This window comes from Caproicibacterium sp. BJN0003, from assembly GCF_026314295.1.
GTDB lineage: Bacteria > Bacillota > Clostridia > Oscillospirales > Acutalibacteraceae > Caproicibacterium.
The window spans coordinates 235,286-256,563 of sequence record NZ_CP111108.1 but is presented as its reverse complement, the minus strand read 5'-3'; the positions used below and the strand labels follow the sequence as shown (position 1 = coordinate 256,563).

Genomic DNA, 21,278 nt, shown 5'->3' with positions numbered 1-21,278 from the left:
TTTCAGCTCTCTTTCCAAAAATCCCATTCTATAAAAAAGTGCTTTTTATTTTGCAGAAGTCACTTTTTCCGCTGTCTGATATTCACTCGGAAGGCTCAGTCCCATTTCTTGCAGTACTGTTTCATTATAAACAGGGGTAGCATCTTCTACCGTATAAACCGGCAAGTCGGAAGCTTTTGCTTCTCCTTTAAGAATTTTTGCCGCCATGAGGCCGGTTTGTTTGCCAAGTGCCACATAGTCAATGCTCTGGCTTGCAAGGCAGCCGTTCTTCACTTGTTCCACTTCACTGCCGAATACCGGAATTCCAGCCTTTTTGGCAGCCTGCAGTTCACTTGAAAGATTGTTAACAACATTATTATCCGTAAAGTTATTAAAGCAATCCACTCCTTTTGCAGCCAATGCTGTTGCACCGGAAGCAACTTCGCTGGAATTGGTTACGCCCTGTTCGACAACCTCAAAGCCTTCGTTTGCCGCAACTCCCTTAAACTTTTCCAACATAGAAACCGAATTCGGCTCGCTAGTCGTATAAAGGACTCCAATCTTTTTCGCATTGGGCAAAAATGCACGAATCATCTTGACCTGTGCTTCCAAGGGAAGTACATCACTGCTCCCGGTACAACTGGTTCCTGGATTGTCAAGACTTTTAACGAGCTGTGCCCCGACCGGATCATTGACCGCTGTAAAGACTACCGGTGTTCCGGCATTTTTGGTGGCTCCGTATGCGCTCAGCGCTGCAGGCGTTGCGATTGCGCCGATCATATCATAATTTTTGGCGGCAAGACTTTTTGCAATCATATCTGCATTGGCGGTCTCTCCCTGTGCATTCTGAAAATCAATCGTCAGATTTTCGCCCTCTTTAAATCCGCCTTCGGCGAGCCCTTCTTTAAAGCCTTCATAGCAATTATCAAGAGATGGGTGCGTCGCAAACTGAATGACCCCGATTGTCTTTTTTCCAGAAGCCTCTGAAGAAGCACCGGTGGAAGAAGAACTGCTTCCACAACCAGTAGCTGCCGTCGCTAAAAATGCTGCCATTACAAATGCGGATATTTTTTTCAAAAGATTTTTTTTCATTTTAATTCCTCCAAATTCTGTCACTCAATCACTGATCTAGGCAAATGCCTACCCTCGTACAAAGATTTTCTTTCTTTGGCAAAAAGCTTTGCCACCAACCATCCGGCATCTGCCCCACCCCTTTCTCTGCATCAAAAAAGCTCTTGTCCCTGCAAAAACACAGGGACAAGAGCTCTAAAACTCCTGTGGTACCACCCAAATTGACGTTTCAAAAAAACGCCCACTCAATTTCATGTACTTCATAATATACACGCTTTCCGGATAACGGGTAAAGTCCCCGTCAGGAACTACTAAACGGTTCAAAATCCGCTTTTCATCCTGCCCTCAAAAGCCCATTCGCTCTACCTCTTTTTACCGCAATCACACCCTCTGCGGCTCTCTTTGCAAAAGATATTCAGAGTTACTATTCTTTCTCATCGGTTTTTTATATTTGGTGTTATTATATGCTTGCTTTTTTAAAAAGTCAACTGCCAAGAAAATTTTTCTTCAAAAGTTTACATAACTTGACAGTTTTTTGGGAAACAGTTAGAATGATTCTATATTAATACCATAAGGAGGATCTCCCGATGACTGATTCATCCCACCCCGAAAAAGACCGGGATATTTATTCATACAGCAAAGGAAAAGGGAAAGCAAAAGATATCTATTCCTCCACAAAAAAGCCTTCCTCTGCTGCCGAAAAAGGCTCTCAAAAAAGTAGAAAAGCATCTCCTTCCTCTCGCTATAAAACGCAGGAAGAAACACTGCCGATTGACTGTTATAATTATGTAGAGGCACCGGGAAATCAGGCCTCTCGCTCCGAAAGGAATCACCCATTTCGCCGAAATGACCGAGACGATTTGGACAATCACAAAAAGCCCCGTCGTCGGCACCACCATCTTTTTCGCCGAATTCTCGGCATTCTGCTGGTCTTTTTAATCATTATCGGCGTTATTTTAACAATGCTCTATTCTCAAATGGATCGGTCTGGGAACACCGATCAGAGCAAATATGTAGCGCAGCCTACAAATGCGCCCACCTACAGCGTCATGTCCGACCCATTTGTCACAAATATTCTGCTGTTAGGGCTCGACAAATTAAATGCAGGCGCACAGCGCAGTGATTCGATCATGCTGCTCTCGATTGATCATCACCATCACACTATAAAGTTGACTTCCTTTCTGCGGGATCTTTATCTCGCTGTCCCCGAAAACGGGATGGACAAGCTTAACGCCGCCTATGCCTATGGGGGTGCAGCGTTAACCATGCAGACCATTGAAAATAACTTCCGCATTAAAATAGATAAATACATTGCTGTCGATATGGATGGGCTTGCCGATATCATCACGGATCTTGGCGGAATTGACGTTACCATGGATCAGGATCTGGTCGATCAGCTCAATCACGATCAAGGAACTTCTTACCCTGCCGGCAATCTCCATCTAACCGGCGCTGATGCCGTCTATTATGCCCGTATCCGAAAAGTCGGTACTGATTTTGGCAGAACAACAAGACAGCGTGAAGTGATTCAAAAGCTCTTGAAAAAAGTTTTCAGCCCCTCTGGAATCACCAAACTTCCGGATATTCTCAAAAAACTGCGTACGAACATCCCGGCAATTGAGCTCACCGGAATCACGTTTCTTTCCTCTCCGGCAGTCTTTTATTCCACAAAGACTTTTTATGTCCCTCTAGACGGCTCCTGGAAGGACGCTACCGTAGACGTTGGAATGGTTTTGGTCCCCGATTTGACACAAAACTGTCTTGCAGTCCGGAAATTTATTTATGAGACTGACAGCACCTCTTAAAATCAAAAAGTGAACTGAACTTTTTCCAAATTTGTTTTATCTTTTTGATGCTGCTTCTTTCAGTATGTAATACACATGCAAATCCCATGAAAATGGCTTTTTCTTGTAATTCCTCCTCATTCGATATATAATAATATTATTTATTGCTTAGTAAAATCCGCATGGAGGGTTCTCAATATGGAAAAGAAAACATTTTATATCACAACGCCGATCTATTATCCGTCCGGCAATCCGCATATCGGCCACAGCTACTGTACCGTAGCGAGCGACGCGATCGCTCGCTATAAACGCATGCAGGGCTATGACGTCATGTTTCTCACTGGAACGGACGAGCATGGTCTGAAAATTGAACAGAAAGCAGAAGCGGAAGGCATCACTCCAAAACAGTATGTCGACCGTATTTCCAAAGTCTTTCAGAACCTTTGGAAACTGCTCAATATCTCTAATGACCGTTTTATTCGCACAACGGATGACTATCACGTGAAGGCAGTTCAGAAAATTTTTCGGCAACTACACGATCAGGGTGATATTTATAAGGGCAAATATGAAGGTTGGTACTGCACCCCTTGTGAATCCTTCTGGACAGAAAATCAGCTGAAAGACGGCAAATGTCCGGACTGCGGCCGCGAAGTCAAATGGGCAGAAGAAGAAGCCTATTTCTTTAAACTCTCCAAATATGCGGACCGGCTGTTGCAATACTATCAGGATCACCCGAAATTCATTCAACCCGAAAGCCGCAAGAACGAAATGATTGCCTTTATCAATCAGGGTCTGCAGGATCTTTGCGTCTCCCGTACCAGCTTCACTTGGGGCATTCCGGTTGATTTTGACCCCAAACATGTTGTCTATGTTTGGCTGGACGCTTTGACGAACTATATCACTGCGCTGGGCTATGGAAGCGACGATGACAGTGCTTACCGTAAATATTGGCCGGCCGATGTCCATTTTGTTGGAAAAGAAATCGTTAGATTCCACACCATCATCTGGCCCGCCATGTTGATGGCGCTTGATCTTCCTCTGCCGAAACAAGTTTACGGTCACGGATGGTTGCTTTTTGGCGACGGCACAAAAATGAGTAAAAGCAAGGGCAATGTTGTAGACCCTTATATTCTCTGTGAACGTTACGGCGTAGATGCGATTCGTTATTTTCTGCTGCGCGAAATTCCATTTGGCAGTGACGGTGTCTTTACAAACGAAGCACTTATTTCACGAATCAATGCCGATCTTGCGAACGATCTTGGAAATCTGCTTTCCCGTACGACCGCAATGGTGCAAAAATATTTTGACGGCAAAATTCCTGCCCAGCGGGAAAGTTCCGATCCCGACGGCGAACTAGAAAAGATGGGCAACGAGCTGCGGGCAAAGTGCAACCAAAATATTGACGGCTATCAGTTTAGCAAAGCATTGGAAGAAATCTGGCGTTTTATTGCACGCACCAATAAATATATTGACGAAACCACCCCATGGGCTCTTGGGAAAGAGGAATCTAAAAAAGATCGACTTGCCTGCGTTATGGCACACCTCTGCGAAAGTCTGCGCATTGTCTCGATTTTGATTAAGCCTTTTATGCCCGAAACAGCGCCAAAGATTCAGGAGCAGCTTGGGATCAGCGGTGATCAATGCAGTTATGAAAGTGCTGCAAAGTTTGGTGAATTTCCTTCTGATGTGACCGTACAAAAAGGAGATACTCTTTTCCCCCGTATTGACGTTGACAAGGAAATCGAGGAACTCAACAAACTGATTCCGAATCCCGCTGCGCAGCAGAAACCAAAGATTGAAGGACTTGCGCAGATCACGATCGATGATTTTCAGAAAGTGGAATTGCGTGCTGCAAAGATCGTTAACTGCGAGCATATCAAACGTGCAAAAAAGCTGTTGAAATTAACTTTGGACGATGGAGAAAAGGGACGCACAGTCTGCAGCGGAATTGCGCCATGGTATCAGCCGGAAGATTTGATTGGAAAAACCATTGTTCTTGTTGCCAACCTGAAGCCTGCAAAACTCTGCGGCGTAGAAAGCCAGGGAATGCTTTTAGCAGCGGATGCCGGTGATGAAGTAAAAGTTGTATTTCTAGATGGTGTCCCGGCAGGAAGCCGAATTCGATGAACAAAATTTTTGACAGCCATGCGCACTATGATGATGCGGCATTTGATTCTGACCGTAAAACGGTTTTGGATACGTTTTTACCTCAGAATGGTGTCTGTGGTCTAATTGACTGCGGTGCTTCTCTTGAGAGTAGCCGAAAAGCACTCTTGCTTGCTCAGAAATATTCCTATATTTATGCAGCGATTGGGCTTCATCCGGAAGAAGTAAAAGAAGCGCCGGAAAATTGGCTGACCGAATTAGAACAAATGTTGAAAAAAAAGGACTCCAAGCTGATTGCAATCGGTGAAATTGGACTCGATTATCATTTTGCCGAAAACGCTTCGAGAGAAGATCAGAAAAAAGCTTTCATCACACAATTGGAGCTTGCAAAAAGATATGATCTTCCGGTTATCATTCACGACCGCGAGGCGCACGGCGATACGATGGAAATTCTGCGAAAATATCGTCCGCGCGGCGTTATGCACTGTTTTTCCGGCAGTGTTGAAATGATGCGGGAACTGGTAAAAATCGGAATGTATGTAGGATTGGGTGGAGCTGTCACCTTTAAAAATGCGAGGGTTCCGGTTGCGGTTGCAGCAGCGGTTCCTTCTGATCGGCTTTTAACAGAAACCGACTGTCCCTACATGGCGCCGGTCCCTTTCCGCGGAAAGCGCTGCGACAGTACCATGATTCCAAAATCAGCGGCAGTCATTGCGCAGGCCCGCAACTGTACAACTGAGGAAGTGCTTCAATTAGGAATTGAAAATGCCTGCAGACTGTTTCATATTGCTCTTTAAATATTTAAAAATAAAAAAGGTTGCTCTCTAAAAAATTTTGGAGAGCAACCTTTTTTGCTATAAACCTTTATTTTTTATTACCTTTTAAAAATCAAAATGGAATTCGTTCCATACGCTGCATAAGGAAATCTTCAATCAGTTTTGCGGTCCCTTCATCTCCCAGCTCATTGGTATCGATGCAAAGTGCATAATTGCGCATATCTTCCCAGATCTGTCCGGTGTGATGCGTAAAATAACCGCGGCGGTACTTATTCTGTTTCTTAACATAGTGAACTGCCTCATCATAGGAAAAATTCATCAAATTCATCTTGCGGCGGACACAAATCTCTTCCGGTGCATAAAGATAAACCGAAATGACATTAGGGCGGTCTCTTAACACAAAATTTGCCGCTCTGCCAACCACCACAAAAGATTCTCTGTTTGCAAGCTCATTGAGCACTTTCGCCTGATAATTAAAAAGATTTTCATTTGAAAGAAAATTATCACTTTCCGGCGGAATTATGGTACCGTCATATACCTTTCTCGAAACTCTATAAAGCAGACTTTTTTTGGTCTCTTCATCCACCTTGGCAAAAAGTTCTTCGCTAATCCCGCTATCGTCCGAAGCCAACCGCAAAAGATCCCGATTATAAAAATGTACGCCGAGATTTTTAGCGAGGATTTTACCAATTGGGGTTGCTCCGGCGCCGCATCGTCTGGTAAGGGCTATCACAAACTGTTTCAATGTAAATCCACCCTTTCTCTTTTTTATTCAGGAAAACCGATCCGGGGAGAACGGCTCCAACGAATAGGAAGACTTTCCGTCTACAATCTCTTCAGAAAGCAATTTTCCGGTAATTGGTGCCAAAGCAATTCCATCACCCTCATGACCTGCAGCCAGATAAAGACCCGGCACTTTTTTTGTTCCGCCAATCAATGCCTTGCCATCTGGCGTATAGGGACGCAATCCTGCAAACGCACGAATGACGCTGACATCTTTAAGAGCCGGGAAAAAGCGCAGTGCCCGATGTGCGATTGCTTCCACTGCTTCCAAAGAATTAAAACGATCAAATCCGGCCCATTCGCGGGTACCCCCGATCAAAAGCCCTCCATTTTTCGTTTGATGGATACTTAGAGAAGCACCTATATGAAGAATTTTAGGGTCTTTAATTGTTTCCGGCATAAATTTGATTACATTATATAAAGCACACTGTGCTGTGCAATGCATAAACGGACCAACCGCTTCTGTTATTAAAAGCTGTCCGCGGCGAGGTTTAATCGGCAGATCGAGTCCCGCCATTTTTCCAATCTCAGCCGACCAGGAGCCACTTGAAATCACCACTTTCGGCGCTTCATAAAAGCTACCGTCTTCGGTCACAACACCCGTTACTTCGCCTGCACTGTCTTTTTTGATTTCGGTAACTCCCAGATGGTTTTTCACTTCGGCTCCCTGCCGTTTTGCCGCGTGCAAAAATGCCATTGTGAGCTTGATCGGCTCTACTTTGCCTCCGCATGGTGCATAAAGCACTCCATAAAGATCAGGTGCCAGCTGAGGTTCAATCTTTCTTGCCTCATCGACTGAAATCATACGAATATCCACACCGCTTTCGCGCTGTTTATCTGCAATCTTACTGAGCATATCCCACTGATCCTTGTTTTCTGCCAACTGCATTCCGCCGCAGTCAGGAACAAACTCAATGGACTCTCCCAGTTCCCTTTCCAGCGTCTGGTAGAGCTTTAAAGACTGAACTGCCAAATCCATCTGCGCTCCCGGTTTTTTGGTATGATAACTGACAACACCATCTGTAGCACCGGCAGAGCCCTGTGCATGATCACGCTTTTCAAGGAGCAGAACTTTCTGATTCCGTTTGGAAAGATAATAGGCGACAGAACAACCAATAATGCCTCCGCCGACGATAATGACATCATACTTCATCTTTTCCGTCCCCTCCCAGCACACTTAATTTCAGCGGACGCACCGGCATACGGGTTTTCTGCGGCTGAATTTCCGCACGATTTTTCCCCGTTTCCTCCGCAATAATTCCCTGGATCAGACGTTCGCAGGTCTTTCCCTGACAAAGTCCCATACAAGCTCTGGTGCGGCGTTTTACACCGTCTACTGTCGTCGCGCCATCATGGATCGCCTGAATGATCTCTCCGCGGGTAATCTCCTGACAGCGGCAAATCAGAACATCATCATTCATTTTGTTCACGCTCCTTCCACTGCCGGATTCGGCAGGCGCTTCATGCTGCGAACCGTATCAGCAAACTCCACCGGAATTGCCATGGAGATAACAGTTGTTCCCGCATAAGCTGCAAGATTTTTCACTTTGAGAATTCTGCCTTTACAGACCGGCTCTCCTGCACGGGAAACCGCATCCACAATATCGCCCTCTTTAGGAAGCGGCAAATATTCAAATGGAAAATCAATGGAAGCCTCTCCTTCTCCGAAAGCCTTATTGACGACCGTAATTGCAAGGCCAGGACATTTCGCAATGCACAGCCCACAGCCGGTACATTTTTCCTCATTCAGATGTGGAAGATTCGTAATGTTTTCCCCAATTGTGATCGCACCCATAGGGCAAGCACTGGCGCAGGGATTACAGGGAATCTGCTGAACACATTCAATGACCGCTACACGCCCTTTTTTCATTCGCTCTTCACTGGGAACTCCAGGACAGGACATGAGTTCTTCCTTTGACGGAAACCCGGTATAAATGATTCCTTGTTTCTCAATCATTTCTCAATGCACCTCCCCACAAATTCACCGCATTTGAGCGCTTCCATATCTGCAATCTGATGTTCTTTAAACTTTCTGCGTCCTTCTCCAAAAGGTCCGCAGCGCAATGTATTGAGCCGTTCTACGATTGCGGCTTTTTTCTCTGCTGCATCCTTCTCACTCAGATAGCCCAAAGCTTCGGCTGCAGCAACTCCAGCAAGATTTCCTTCTTCCATAGCGGTAGAAGCTTCCTCCACGCCGGTAATATCTCCGGCGACGTAAACACCGGGAATCGTCGTTTCCATATTCCAATCATGCAGCGGAACATGTCCGCCGAAAGCAGGAATAAAATCAAACTGACAGCCCGCCATCCATGCAAGCTCCGTCATAGGATTGAGACCTACTGCCATACAAACGGTATCCGCTTCAATCGTCATCTCAGTCCCGTCGATCGGATTAAACTTTTCATCTACCTTTGCAATTTCGACCGCTTCCACACAATCTTTTCCATATACCTGTTTGATCGTATGTCCCAGATAAAACGGTATCCCCGCTCTGCGGATCTTTCCGGCATGGACGCCGTATCCGCCGATTTTTGAAGCGCCTTCCACGATTCCGAGAACATCTGCGCCTGCCTGCATCAACTGATAAGAAACAATCAAACCTACGTTTCCGGAACCCATCATTACAATTTTTTTACCGGGAAGGACCCGGTTCACATTAATCATGGTCTGTGCAGCGCCCGCACCCATTACGCCCGGCAGCGTAGAACCGGGAAACGGCAAATAGTTTTCCTTTGCGCCCGCTGCAATAATGATTTTTTTTGCGTGCAGCTGACAATTTTCCCCATTCTGGATAATGCCCATCGTGAGATCTTCGGGCTGAATTCCATAAACGAGGCTATTGAGCATGACATCTGCTCCGCAGTCCTGCGTTTTTTTCAGAAGTTTTTGCCCGATCACATAACCACGGGTTCCGGCCTGATGTTCATGAGAACCAAAAAATTTATGAATCTGTTTAAAAAGCTGCCCGCCGGGGCGGCTGTTTTCATCAATGACCAATACCTTTGCTCCGGCATTGCGTGCCTGACAGGCAGCTGAAAGTCCGGCAGAACCGGCTCCGACAATCGCAACCTCTGTTTCCAGTGTTTTCATTTGTCTGCCTCCTTTCGAACTACACCGAGTCCCTCCTGCCGCTCCACATGCATTCCGTCATGAACCGGCGTTACACAAGTGCGCGTATTGGGGACTCCATCTACAATCATCATACAGTCGGTACAACGCCCGATGGCGCAAAAAACGCTGCGCGGTTCATGGCGTTTTGCCGTTGTACGGAATACTTTTATGCCCGCATTTAAAAGTGCCGCTGCAATTGGTTCCCCTTCGACAGCCTCGATTGGCTCTCCATTAAAATACAGCGTGACTTTTTTAAGATCTGTCAACGTACCCAAAATTGGGTGTTCGATTACTCTCAAAATCATCCCTCGTTCTTTGCCGGAGCAATATCTGCTTTCCGGATATTTTTGTCAGACATTATCCAACCAATATAATTTGCAATCAATACTCCTGCCGACTCCGGAGCTACCTTGCTCGGCAACGGTGGTGCCGCATAATAAGTAATATTTTTAAGCTCTGCAATCTTTGGATCTGCTCCCACCTGTCCACTGGAAATATCCAGTACAAAAACTGGTTTTTTCCAGCTTTCTGCAAGTTCCACCGGCAGCACCAACGCCGGAACTGTAACAATTACTACATCAGACGGGGTCTCTCTTTCCCATTGCTCCATAGAAATCGTATCCAGATGTCCATTCCGTGCAGCCTGTCTTACCGGCAGTCTCAGCTTTCTTAAAATCTCCGTAATGGCTTTTCCAGTATGACCGGCACCGATCACATCATAAGAATTTTCAAAAAGGCTTTTCTTTGTATACTCCAGAAGAAACCACAAAACGCCTTCGGCTGTAAGCTCCGCATTTTTTTTGGAAACCTCCGGATCTTTAAATGGGTCATAGAGGGTTAAATTTAATTGACGAAGATATTCTGTTTGTCTCCCGGTAAAAACCGGCGTCCCCTCTGGAAGCCCTTTTAGAAAGTCTCCGATAAAAAGCGATGTTCCTGCTGACTGCAAAATGGTTCCATCTTCTGTTCCGCGAACCGGAAGCAAAACAAAATCATAATTTTGGGGATTTTTCACCAGAAGATTCTGTCCTCTTGAGTAATCGTTTGCGCAGTCAATTTCGATTCCTAGTTTTTTTAAAGCTTCCGCTGCAAAATAAATTCGTTCGTCGTTTGCAAAAACAGCCCCACGCATAAAAACATGTCTCCTTTTCAACTTCCAAGATAAGCCTCTTTAACTTGCTGATTAGAAAGCAAGTTGGCTGCGGTATCTGCCAAAACAACTTCGCCGGTCTCAATAACATATCCGCGGCTGGCAACCTTTAGTGCCTGATTTGCATTCTGCTCTACCAGCATCACCGTTGTTCCGGATTTCTGATTGATATCACGGATTGTTTTAAATATTTGCTTTACAATCAAAGGAGAAAGCCCCATTGAAGGCTCATCAAGCAGCAAAAGCTTCGGGCAGCTCATCAGTGCACGCCCCATTGCAAGCATCTGCTGTTCGCCGCCGGAAAGGGTTCCGGCAAGCTGGCTTTTTCGTTCTTCCAGTCTGGGAAAAATATTGAAAACGCTTTCAACATCACTTTTAATTTGAGCTCGGTCTTTTCGAAAATAAGCCCCCAAGAGCAGATTATCCAACACACTGCTGCGCGGAAACACACGGCGGCCCTCCGGAACCATAGTCATGCCTTCCCGCACAATCTGCGGCGGCAGCATTCCTTCGCAGCTTTTTCCCATAAAGGAGACACTGCCCTCCGATTTTTTGACTTGACTCATAATGGCTGTGAGCAAAGTCGTCTTTCCGGCGCCGTTAGCACCAATTAAAGAAACGATCTCGCCCTCCTCTACCTCTAGACTCAAACCTTTCAGGGCATGGATATTTCCGTAATAAACATGTAAATTCTCAACCTCAAGCAATTTCATCATCATCATCATCATCCTTTCCGAGATAAGCTTCGATGACGACCGGATCTGAGCTGACCTCTTTCGGAAGTCCATCTGCAATCTTCTGCCCGTGATCAAATACAACCACTCTTTCGGCAACTTTCATTACAAGACGCATTGCATGCTCGATTAGGATAATAGAATACTGATCGTTTTTCAGTCTCCGGATAATTTCCATCAGCTCATCTGTCTCGTGAGGATTCATTCCGGCAGCCGGTTCATCCAAAAGAATTAGTTTTGGTTCGGTCGCTAAAGCTCTGGCAATTTCCAGGCGGCGCTGCATTCCATAAGGCAGATTCTTTGCCTTCCAATCCTTTTTATCATAAATACCGACATAGCTCAGGCATTCTTTGACAAACTGATCGTTGGTCTTGAGTTCGTTTTTATAGGTCGGTGTATTTAGAAAAGCACCCATTATTTCTGTCTTTCGACGGCAGTGACGTGCAATTATAATATTTTCTTCTACCGTCAAATCTCCAAAAAGGCGGATATTCTGAAAAGTTCTGGAAATCCCCATCTTTGTAATCTGATCCGGTTTTTTATGCGTAATATTTTCCCCTTCAAAAAACACCTGCCCGGAAGTTGCCGGAGCAATTCCCGTCAGAAGATTGTAAAAAGTGGTCTTTCCGGAACCATTCGGCCCAATAATAGAGACGATCTCTCCCTGATCAATATGAAAATCAATTTCACTGTTTGCAAGCAGGCCCCCAAAAGATTTGGTGACCGCTTTCGTTTCAAGTAATACTGGCATCAGAATTCACTCCCTTCTTTCAGGCATCGCTGCTGTTTCCCCAGAATCCCTGAGGACGTACACGCATCACAATCACAAGAATCAAGCCGTAGAGGATATACCAAGGATCGAACGAAAGCCCGATTGCATCCTTGAGAGAATGAAGAATTTCCGGCAAAATCGTCATCAGCCCCGCTCCAAGGATTGCGCCTTTAATGCTTCTGCGTCCACCGACGATTACCATGGTAAGAATCAGGATGGACTGTGTGGAAGTTAAAAGCTCCGGACTGACAAATGAAGAATAAGCCACCTGAATACTGCCCGCAATGCTGCAGATAAAGGCCGAAATAACAAACGCCAGTATCTTATAATATTTGGTGTGAATTCCCATAGCGACCGCTGCAATTTCATCTTCCCGAATTGCCGCAAACGCATATCCGGTGCAGGATTTTTCAATCCGATTCATAAAGAAAGCAAGCAGAGCAACAATGAGGAAACAAAGAATCAGATATCCTTCTTTTCCAGTAGGCCCAATCTTGCTCATTTTAATTCCAAAAATAGTTGGAACTTTAATTCCCGGAATACCGGAAGATCCTCCGAGCGAATCCGTATTAATTGCGACATATCTCAGCACTTCACCGAAGCCATATGTAATGACGACGAGGAAGGAACCTTTTACGCGCAATGCAGAAGCTGCCAACGGAAGAGCCGCCAAAGCGGCGATACAGGCGGCAATTGGAATGGTAAGCCAAAAATTCACTCCGGCATATTTCATCAACATTGCCGTTCCATAGGCACCGATTCCAAAGAAAGCCGCGTGGCCTAAAGAAGTCTGCCCGATATACCCGGAAACGAAGTTGAGACCAAGCGCCAGGATTGCATAAATCAAGCAGCTCACCAGAATATGCTTAGCATAAGCCGGAATCACTTTAACCGGCGTAAAACTATCCAAAAAACAGATCACCAATAAGAAGATTGTTGCTCCAATAAAAGTGGTCTTTCCACTCGTTCCAAAGAACCATTTTGAGTTCCCCTTGGGGAGGGCAAACTTCTTTTTTGTAGGCACATCAGCAGGAACACTTTCGATTCCTGCCGTCAGCACTTCACTTGCTGCCGAATCGTTTTTCATGTATAGCCCTCCTCTCAAACTTTTTCATCAAACTTAAAGCCAAGCAAACCGGTCGGCTTAATCAAAAGAACTGCAATCATAATAATGAAGCCGATTGCATCTTTATAGCCGGTAGAAATAAATCCGGCCGTCAAGTTTTCTGCCACTCCGAGGATCAGTCCTCCAATTAAAGAACCGGTAATGGAACCAATTCCTCCAAGAATTGCAACAGCCCAGCCTTTGAGCCCTGCAAGTGCACCCATCATTGGGTTAATCGCATAAATCGTGCCGACAAAAACACCGGCAGCCGCACCCAAGGCGCCGCTGATTGCAAAAGTGACTTTAATCAGAACTTCGCTGTTCGCACCCATCAATCCCAGCGTCTGCATATCCTGAGAGGCTGCCAGCATCGCTTTTCCGGTGATGGTACGGCGGATAAAGAGTTCCAGAAGAACCATGATCAGCATCGTTCCCGCAAGAATCGTCAAATGAATGGAGCTGATCGTCAACGTTTTACCGTCAACTGTCAAAATCGGAATGAGCTGATAATCAATTACGTCCGGATATGCACGCGGATTTGGCGTAAATGCCGCATTGGCGCTATAGCGGAGGAATGTGGAAAGGCCCAGTGCAGTGATAAATCCTGCAACTGCCATTTTTCCTTTTTTACGAAGCGGTTTATATCCAAATTCATCAATTGCGATTGCAATTCCCGAACCAATCAGCATAGATAAAAGCAATGCTGGAATAAACGGCATTCCCATAGTACAAAGGAAATACCCTGCAAAAGCACCCAACATATAAACTTCACCGTGAGTCCAGTTCATAACACCCACGATTCCAAAAACTGTCGTCCAGCCAATGGCAATCAGCGAATAAATACCGCCTTGTGCCAAGCCGTTAATTACTTGCTGTACAAAATCCATATTCTTACACCCCCAAAGCTTTGATAAAGAACAACAACGGCTGGAAAATTTTCTCCAGCCGCTGTCCTTCTTCCAGCTTCCAACCGCTGTGGTTTATTTATCTGCCATAACAAAATTTCCGTCTTTAACGGTCAAAGTCAGATAATCGCGAACCCAGTCATTATTGCTGTCAAATTTAACCGTCCCTGTAACGCCATTATAATTTGTCTCTTTGAGTGCATCCTTTAAAGTATCACGGGACAACTTATCGCCGGCTTTCTTTGCTGCTTCTGCAATGACATACATCTGATCATAAGCAAGTGCTGCAAATCCGTCTGGTACAGAGCCATATTTTTCCTGGAATTTCTTTACAAGATCCTGTACTTTCTGATCCGGATTATTCGCAACATAAACGCCGATCACATAAATGCCTTCGCAGGAATCTCCTGCAATTTCAACTGTTTTGGAATTGTAGAGACCGGTACCACCGATAATCGGAACATTTACTCCATTCTGCTTGAGCTGCTTAATAATCAAGCCGGAATCCGCCGGAGTTCCGCAAAGTGCAATTGCATCTGGATTCAAGCTTTTTGCCGTCGTAATCTGAGCAGTAAAATCCTGATCGGTAGCAAGATAAGTTAAACTGTTAAGTACCTTTCCACCTTTTTGCTCCATATAATTTTTCAAATTTGTATTTAAGCCTGTGCCATAATCGTTATTCGGATAGAATACTACAATATTTTTTTTGCCCCGATCCAACAAAGCCTGTGCCATCTGCGGACCAACAGCGTTATCCTGCACAGCCATCCGGAAGAAATAGTCGCTGCAGCCTGTTAAAGCAGGTGAACTGGAGCTAACAACCAAATCCGGAAGTCCTGCAGCATCTATAATCGGAGCCATCGCCAAAGTAGCGGAAGAGTTGCAGGAACCGCCAATGGCCAAAATAGATTCATCATCCGCAAACTTTTGAGCGCCGGAAGCTGCTTTCTGCGGATCGCCCTGATCATCATAAGTGGTTAATTCCAGTTTCTTTCCATTGACGCCGCCGGCTGCATTGATCTCATTGATTGCAAGCTCATAGCCGTGCTGCTGGCTCTCGCCCATAACGCCGCTGTCTCCTGAAAGAGGAGCAACTAACCCGATCTTAATGCTTCCTCCAGAAGCTGCTGCCGTGGAAGCAGAACCTGAGCTGCTCCCACTCCCGCAGCCGGTCACGCTCGCCGTCACCATCGTTGCTGCAAGAGCAAGTGCAAGAATGCGAATTTTTTTCATAATGTACCCTCCTTTAACTTTGAAGCAAAAAATAAAAACCAACGGACACTATTTTCAAAATAAAACGATTTGGGCCTTTGAGCAATTTTGTTCTCTCCGAAAAAAAGCAGGATACACATTTTTATAACTTTTCGGATTTAAAATCGCCATTATGAATTATTTCTCTCTATAAAATTCAATTTTAAAATTTAACGTTTTCTTTTCAGCATCCTATAATCGTTTAAATATTCACTCTCTTTAAAAGTTAAATTTTTGTGCTTTCATTTTATAGAAACAAAGTTCAAAGTAGCCCTCCTCTTTTAAAAAATAAACGAAAGGCGTTGACCTTCTGTAAGCCAGGAGGTCAACGCCTTTGTTTGATAACATGATACGGCACATAATCCGCTTTGTCAATCGATTTTTTTGCTTCTTTTTTATTTTGTTAAGAAGTAACTATATTTTTTAAAATTGAAATCTTTTTTGTATCCCGTAAACTTTTGGTCCATAATTTGCGATTTAAATGGACTTTTTGTCCACCGCATTTTCCCTTTTATTCTCTATATCTGTATAAATTCTCTTTTATAATTCTTTTTCCATAAATTGAGTATTTGAATTTAGCCTAATTGATTCCTGCATTTTTAAACTCCATAATAATCATGCAGCATCAAGCAAAGCGAAAGATAGGTACGTGTATAATAATCTTCCAAATCCCAATTCCCCAATTCACAGATTTTTTCGAGCCGCTTTGCCATTGTATGGCGGTGAATAAAAAGTCTGCTTGCGGCTTTTGCCTGACTGCCTTCATGTGCAAGATATACCCGAAGTGTATGAACATAGTGCGTACTATGAGTGCGATCATAATCAAGCAGCTTTTGCAGCTCTGGTCGCTGACTGCGCAAAATTTCTTCCCCGTTTTGATGAAAACTGCTGAAAATAGAAAAAAACGACATGTTTTTGCTGCGAAAGACGCCTCGTTTTGCGCCAATTTGTTCTAAAGCTTTACAGCATTTTGCAGCTGCAAAGAAACTTTTTTCTAAATCGTCAGTGTCTTCCAAGTCATATTCCCCTACATAATAGCTAATTCTCTGCTCTTCTGATAAAAAAGTAAGAAGAATCGTCAGCTCAAAAATAACATCCTGAATCGTATTTTTTTCCGCTAAATTCAGATAAAAAACCGTTTTTCCATCCGGAAGCTGCGACCGGATATACCATGCAGCCTGCGAATACAGGTAAGACGAAATACGGTTAATTCCCTCCTGCAATTCTTTTGGCGGAACTTGACGGTCCGGAGCAGGGACCGCTACAAAAATATATCCAGGCAATTCTTTTGATGGTTGATTCTGTTCCATGTGCTTCTTTAAAAGAGGCAACAACTTTTTTGTACTCTCATCTTCCTGTGCTGCAGTCTGACGCTGAATTTCTCCAATTAGAATGTGCATGATCGCCGAAAAGGTCAAATGAGGCGGAATCGTTAAAATCGGCAAATGCAAGCGATTTGCTTCCCGAATAATATAATCCGGCACATCATCTACATAATAGCCAAGCTGAATTAAAATTCCACTAATCCCTCTGCGTTCCAGTTTTTGAATTAAATCGCTGTATCGCTTTTCATTTGCAAGCTGATATCCAGTCGTCACCAGTAACTCATCCTTTTGCAGAGAATCAGGGGTATCCAAAATTTCCATTACATTTACCCATAGAACTGAATTTTCTGCTCCAGAGGCCCCTGCTACTAGTTTAATTCCATTTAGGATTTGACGATCAACAATCTCTCTTATACGCAGTGGCAAAACTCATACACCTCCTTAAAGCTTGTAAAAAAACGGCGATGCTTCTCTTTGCATACAAAGAAAAACATCGTCGTTTCCCTTATTATAATAATGCCAAAATACTTCTGTCAATGATTTTTTATAAATAAAAATTTTATAATGAATTATTTAAAAAAAATTGTTCATATAAGGTTTTACTTTTTAGATGGACTTATCGTCCATAACTTTCATGTTTTCTGGACTGATCGTCGATTGCAGAAGCAGTAAAGACTTGTTAAAATGTTCTCAAATGCAGGATTACACGTTCTAAATTTCATACTAGCTAGTACACGCTGTGCTTTTAAGGAGATGGCATATATGAGTTATAAGGTGCTAATTACAGAAGATATCAACGAATCCGGAAAAGAACTTCTCCGAGAACAGGGATATGAAATCCGAATGGGAACGGGAATTGATGAAGAGACGGTCTTAAAAGAAGCGTCGGATTGCGATGCAATTCTGACCCGCAACGCAACAATCAGCCGCAGAATTATGGAAAACTGCCCAAAACTGAAAGCAATCTCCATGCATGGAGTCGGTGTCAATGGAATTGACGTAAAAAGTGCTACTGAACTTGGGATTCAAGTTACAAATGCTGCTAAGGCAAATCAAAATTCCGTAGCAGAATATACAATCGGTCTGATTTTGCTTCTTGCTAAACGTACCTTTGAATATAACGAAGGACTCAAAGCAGGGAACTGGGAAATTCGTTCTATCTGCGGAATGGACCTAGAGGGCAAAACACTTGGAATTATTGGTGTTGGAACTATTGGTACCATGGTCGCCAAAAAAGCATTTTACGGACTTGGCATGAACGTTATCGGCCATAAACGTCGTTTAACTAAGCCAATGAAAACAGAATACGGAATTCTCACAAATGATCTGGATGAGGTGATCCGCTCCGCTGATTTCCTTTCCCTTCATGTACCGCTCACCTCTTCTACCAGGAATCTTCTCAGCGCGGAAAAGCTTGCTTTGATGAAGCCAACCGCTTACCTGATCAACACGGCCCGCGGAGAAGTGACCGATGAAAAAGCATTGACTAAAATATTGGCAGAAAAAAAGATTGCCGGTGCTGCTATCGATGTTTTTGATGGTGGGATTCCAAATATGAATAACCCCATTCTCCATTTGGATAATGTAATTGTCTCTCCGCATACCGCAGCCTTTACTGGACGTTCTCTGGAACGAATGAGTTATCAGGCTGCTTTGGGAATTGTCGAAACACTCAAGGGTCAGGTTCCTACTTTTCCTGTAAACAACCCAAACCCGATTGACAAAGCCAGCTAAAGGAGGATTTCTTATGAAAAAAAGAGAGATTTTTGCAGGCGCCGAACGTATGGATTCCACTTCTTCCTCTTTAATTCGCGTCATGCTCGATAAAGTCCGTGCCATGAAAGACGCCGGCAAAACAGTAATTCCTCTGGTAGCAGGGGAACCGGATTTCAATACGCCGGAACCAATTAAAAAAGCAACGATCGCCGCTTTGGAAGCCAACTTTACACATTATGGTTCCAACCGCGGCATGCCGGAACTACGCGAAAAGATTTCGAAAATTCTGGAGCGGGATATGGGAGTTCATTACGACCCTGCGACCGAAATTCTTGTGACATGCGGCGGTGCAGAAGCAATTAACAATGCGTTGCTCTCTACAATTAGTGCGGGAGATGAAGTTATCATCTTTTCCCCTGCTTTTGTGAGCTATGAGAATTTGGTTCATCTAGCAGGGGGCACTGTCGTTTCGCTTCCTTTAAAAGAAGAAAATGGCTTTCAGATCGATCTTGCTGAAACCGAAGCTCATATCACCGACCGTACCAGAATGATTATTCTCAATAATCCCTGCAATCCAACCGGTGTTGCTTATCACCGCGAAATTTTGGAAGGTCTCGCAAAACTTGCCTGTAAATATGATCTTCTCGTCTTTTCGGACGAAATTTATGACCGTCTAACTTATGATGAACCTTTCTGCTCGATGGCTTCTTTTCCCGGAATGCGGGAACGGGCGCTTATCATGTGCGGTTTTTCGAAGACCTATGCCATGACCGGCTGGCGGCTTGGATATTTAGCAGTTGACAAACGGCATATGGATTATATTTTAAAATTTCATCAGTATTCTTCCACCTGCTGCCCCACTTTTTTGCAAATTGGTCTTGCAAATTCTGTAGATCTCCCTGAAACAGAAGCAGCCGTAAAAGAAATGCAGAAAAAGTTTAAGGAACGCAGAAAGTTAATCATGGAACAGCTTGATAAAATTCCACAGATTCATTATGTTCGCCCCTCCGGCGCCTTTTATGTTTTTATTGATGTCTCCGATACCGGACTCTCCGGACAGGAATTTTCCGAACGGCTGCTGGAAGAAAAGCTCGTTGGTACTGTTCCCGGAATTGGTCTTGGAAAAGAATGCGGGGATTTTGTCCGTCTTTCCTATGCGACTTCTAATGAAAACATTTTGGAAGCAACCAATCGGATGGCCAATTTTGTAAAATCACTTGCATAAAAGATTTATCTCCTTATAAGCAAAAAGTCCAACTCGTTTTTTCGAGTCGGACTTTTTGTTTTTGTACAACAGCGATTATCATCCTAAAATGAGCTTGTCCAATTTTTTGCATTCCAGGCTAAATAATGGTATAATAATTAAATACATCAAACCACAAAGAATGGGAGAGGATTTTATGACAGATGGGAAAAAGCACATTGCAATCGGGTTTGCAACTGGACGAATTGGCTTTAAAAATGTACTGCGTGCTTATATCTATCATCTAAAAGAATCCCATTTCTTATCTGATAAGCGGTTCCTTTTATCTTTATTTGTCGCGTATGATCCCAGCTATAATAATACCAAAAAAGAAGACTATGACAATCTTAGTGCAGAAGACCGAGAAGCATTTTATCTATGCCGCTTTATTGGTCCGGATGACATTGAAAAAGAAAAGCAGAAGCTTGTGAAAGACTCCATTTTAACAAAAGAAGAAGCTGCCGGCGTATTTGGAACCGGCTATGCTATGCAGCGAAATATTATTTTATATGAAGCTCTGCGTGAAAACGTTGATGGAATTATCTTTCTTGATGACGATGAATATCCCATGGCGGTAACAGAATCAAGCGGAATTTCTCTTTGGAGCGGTCAGAACGTCTTGGAAGAACATATCCGTTATCTGCAATTTTCCGATATCACAAACGGATATCACTGCGGCTATCTAACGCCTGTTCCTTCTATCGATTTCGATGGGATTCTCTCAAAAGAAATCTTTCACCGCTTCACAGATGCTCTGAGCAGTGATGTCTTAAAATGGGACGAGGTTGAGCGCTTGATTGCATCCGGCGGAGTTACATATGCAGATAAAACCATTTTGAGCGAACATCAGGCAAACCTCGCTTTAGAAGCAAATGGTGCAAAATTTATAAGCGGAGGAAATCTTGGAATCAATTTGACAAAACGGACAAAAGTTTTGCCATTTTATAATCCGCCGGGGGCACGGGGGGAAGACAGTATTCTCAGCACCTGCCTTAAAGAATATAACGTCAAGTGGATTCCTGTTTATACATTTCACGATGGGTTCTCCTTTTATGGAACCCTTCTTCGCGGGGTCCTTCCTTTAAAGCTGAAACAGATTTCGCTTTATGATTCTGCTGCTGTTAATAATCGTTTTTATAAAGCCTGCCTCGGCTGGGCTCGCTATAAGCCCCTATATACTTACCTGACCCAACCGGATTCTTTTACAGAAATGATGGATCAGTCCTTACAAAATCTTCAAGAATGTCTGCCATATGTCTGTTCTTATTTTAATGACAGACGGTACTACAATTTATTTTATGAAATGGAAAAATACGTTAAGAACGTACCAACCCATAATCAGCAATTTCATGACCTGCAAAAGGCATGGAAAAAGATGATAAAAGCTTTATAACTACAAAAAAGTGCTGCAGAAACCGAGAAACGATTTCTGAAGCACTTTTTATTTACACTGAATCAGAGAGAAAT

The 21,278-nt window shown here is 43.9% G+C and carries 20 protein-coding genes and 1 other annotated feature; of the genes, 6 read left to right on the top strand and 14 right to left on the bottom strand.

The features are described from left to right. Nucleotides 1–45 precede the first annotated feature (45 nt). Entirely contained in the window at nucleotides 46–1,071 is a 1,026-nt protein-coding gene (locus OP489_RS01245; RefSeq protein WP_266162572.1) for an ABC transporter substrate-binding protein, read from the bottom strand. Between the two features lie 158 nt (nucleotides 1,072–1,229). Further along, nucleotides 1,230–1,497: a binding site (T-box leader), on the bottom strand. 140 nt (nucleotides 1,498–1,637) lie between these two features. On the opposite strand from OP489_RS01245, the gene OP489_RS01240 reads away from it, so the two are divergent. The 3 genes from OP489_RS01240 (at nucleotide 1,638) to OP489_RS01230 (ending at nucleotide 5,737) form a co-directional block, all read left to right on the top strand. Next, on the top strand, nucleotides 1,638–2,855 hold the full coding sequence (locus tag OP489_RS01240) for an LCP family protein (RefSeq protein ID WP_266162571.1): 1,218 nt from the start codon (nucleotides 1,638–1,640) through the stop codon (nucleotides 2,853–2,855). Between the two features lie 177 nt (nucleotides 2,856–3,032). After that, nucleotides 3,033–4,961: a methionine--tRNA ligase gene (gene metG, locus OP489_RS01235; RefSeq protein ID WP_266162570.1), complete on the top strand. Its 1,929-nt coding sequence runs from the start codon at nucleotides 3,033–3,035 to the stop codon at nucleotides 4,959–4,961. Next, a complete protein-coding gene (locus OP489_RS01230; protein WP_266162569.1) occupies nucleotides 4,958–5,737 on the top strand; it encodes a TatD family hydrolase in 780 nt (259 codons plus the stop codon). Before metG ends, OP489_RS01230 begins: the two co-directional genes overlap by 4 nt. A 91-nt stretch (nucleotides 5,738–5,828) precedes the next feature. Here OP489_RS01230 and OP489_RS01225 read toward each other — a convergent pair whose 3' ends face one another. From OP489_RS01225 to OP489_RS01165, 13 genes are all read right to left on the bottom strand, one after another. Then, the gene (locus OP489_RS01225) at nucleotides 5,829–6,461 is read right to left on the bottom strand and encodes an AAA family ATPase (protein ID WP_266162568.1); all 633 of its coding nucleotides are present in this window, start codon (nucleotides 6,459–6,461) and stop codon (nucleotides 5,829–5,831) included. Nucleotides 6,462–6,488: 27 nt separating this feature from the next. After that, nucleotides 6,489–7,652 carry an NAD(P)/FAD-dependent oxidoreductase gene (locus OP489_RS01220; protein WP_266162567.1) on the bottom strand — a complete coding sequence of 388 codons (1,164 nt, stop codon included), beginning with the start codon at nucleotides 7,650–7,652 and terminating at the stop codon, nucleotides 6,489–6,491. After that, entirely contained in the window at nucleotides 7,642–7,920 is a 279-nt protein-coding gene (locus OP489_RS01215; protein ID WP_180341615.1) for a (2Fe-2S)-binding protein, read from the bottom strand. The genes OP489_RS01220 and OP489_RS01215 overlap by 11 nt, the downstream gene beginning before the upstream one ends. A 5-nt stretch (nucleotides 7,921–7,925) precedes the next feature. Then, the gene (locus tag OP489_RS01210) at nucleotides 7,926–8,456 is read right to left on the bottom strand and encodes a 4Fe-4S binding protein (protein WP_266162566.1); all 531 of its coding nucleotides are present in this window, start codon (nucleotides 8,454–8,456) and stop codon (nucleotides 7,926–7,928) included. Beyond that, nucleotides 8,453–9,589 carry an NAD(P)/FAD-dependent oxidoreductase gene (locus OP489_RS01205; RefSeq protein WP_266162565.1) on the bottom strand — a complete coding sequence of 379 codons (1,137 nt, stop codon included), beginning with the start codon at nucleotides 9,587–9,589 and terminating at the stop codon, nucleotides 8,453–8,455. Before OP489_RS01205 ends, OP489_RS01210 begins: the two co-directional genes overlap by 4 nt. Then, entirely contained in the window at nucleotides 9,586–9,915 is a 330-nt protein-coding gene (locus tag OP489_RS01200) for a (2Fe-2S)-binding protein (protein ID WP_416232459.1), read from the bottom strand. The genes OP489_RS01205 and OP489_RS01200 overlap by 4 nt, the downstream gene beginning before the upstream one ends. Next, nucleotides 9,912–10,742 carry a dipicolinate synthase subunit DpsA gene (locus tag OP489_RS01195; protein ID WP_266162563.1) on the bottom strand — a complete coding sequence of 277 codons (831 nt, stop codon included), beginning with the start codon at nucleotides 10,740–10,742 and terminating at the stop codon, nucleotides 9,912–9,914. The genes OP489_RS01200 and OP489_RS01195 overlap by 4 nt, the downstream gene beginning before the upstream one ends. A 17-nt stretch (nucleotides 10,743–10,759) precedes the next feature. Then, complete coding sequence (locus OP489_RS01190) at nucleotides 10,760–11,467, bottom strand: ABC transporter ATP-binding protein (RefSeq protein WP_266163451.1); 708 nt, start codon at nucleotides 11,465–11,467, stop codon at nucleotides 10,760–10,762. Continuing rightward, entirely contained in the window at nucleotides 11,460–12,245 is a 786-nt protein-coding gene (locus tag OP489_RS01185) for an ABC transporter ATP-binding protein (protein ID WP_266162562.1), read from the bottom strand. Before OP489_RS01185 ends, OP489_RS01190 begins: the two co-directional genes overlap by 8 nt. Before the next feature lie 19 nt (nucleotides 12,246–12,264). After that, a complete protein-coding gene (locus tag OP489_RS01180) occupies nucleotides 12,265–13,353 on the bottom strand; it encodes a branched-chain amino acid ABC transporter permease (RefSeq protein ID WP_266162561.1) in 1,089 nt (362 codons plus the stop codon). A gap of 14 nt (nucleotides 13,354–13,367) precedes the next feature. Then, nucleotides 13,368–14,258 carry a branched-chain amino acid ABC transporter permease gene (locus OP489_RS01175; RefSeq protein ID WP_266162560.1) on the bottom strand — a complete coding sequence of 297 codons (891 nt, stop codon included), beginning with the start codon at nucleotides 14,256–14,258 and terminating at the stop codon, nucleotides 13,368–13,370. A 93-nt stretch (nucleotides 14,259–14,351) separates the two neighbouring features. After that, entirely contained in the window at nucleotides 14,352–15,509 is a 1,158-nt protein-coding gene (locus OP489_RS01170) for an ABC transporter substrate-binding protein (protein ID WP_266162559.1), read from the bottom strand. 617 nt (nucleotides 15,510–16,126) lie between these two features. Continuing rightward, a complete protein-coding gene (locus OP489_RS01165) occupies nucleotides 16,127–17,278 on the bottom strand; it encodes a PucR family transcriptional regulator (RefSeq protein WP_266162558.1) in 1,152 nt (383 codons plus the stop codon). Nucleotides 17,279–17,614: 336 nt separating this feature from the next. Here OP489_RS01165 and OP489_RS01160 point away from each other — a divergent pair, with 336 nt between their 5' ends. The 3 genes from OP489_RS01160 (at nucleotide 17,615) to OP489_RS01150 (ending at nucleotide 21,204) form a co-directional block, all read left to right on the top strand. Further along, nucleotides 17,615–18,586, top strand: coding sequence for a hydroxyacid dehydrogenase (locus OP489_RS01160; protein WP_266162557.1), 972 nt, complete (start codon nucleotides 17,615–17,617; stop codon nucleotides 18,584–18,586). A gap of 13 nt (nucleotides 18,587–18,599) precedes the next feature. Continuing rightward, on the top strand, nucleotides 18,600–19,793 hold the full coding sequence (locus OP489_RS01155; RefSeq protein ID WP_266162556.1) for a pyridoxal phosphate-dependent aminotransferase: 1,194 nt from the start codon (nucleotides 18,600–18,602) through the stop codon (nucleotides 19,791–19,793). A 175-nt stretch (nucleotides 19,794–19,968) separates the two neighbouring features. Then, nucleotides 19,969–21,204, top strand: a complete 1,236-nt coding sequence (locus OP489_RS01150; protein WP_266162555.1) for a hypothetical protein — start codon at nucleotides 19,969–19,971, stop codon at nucleotides 21,202–21,204. Nucleotides 21,205–21,278: the final 74 nt, after the last annotated feature.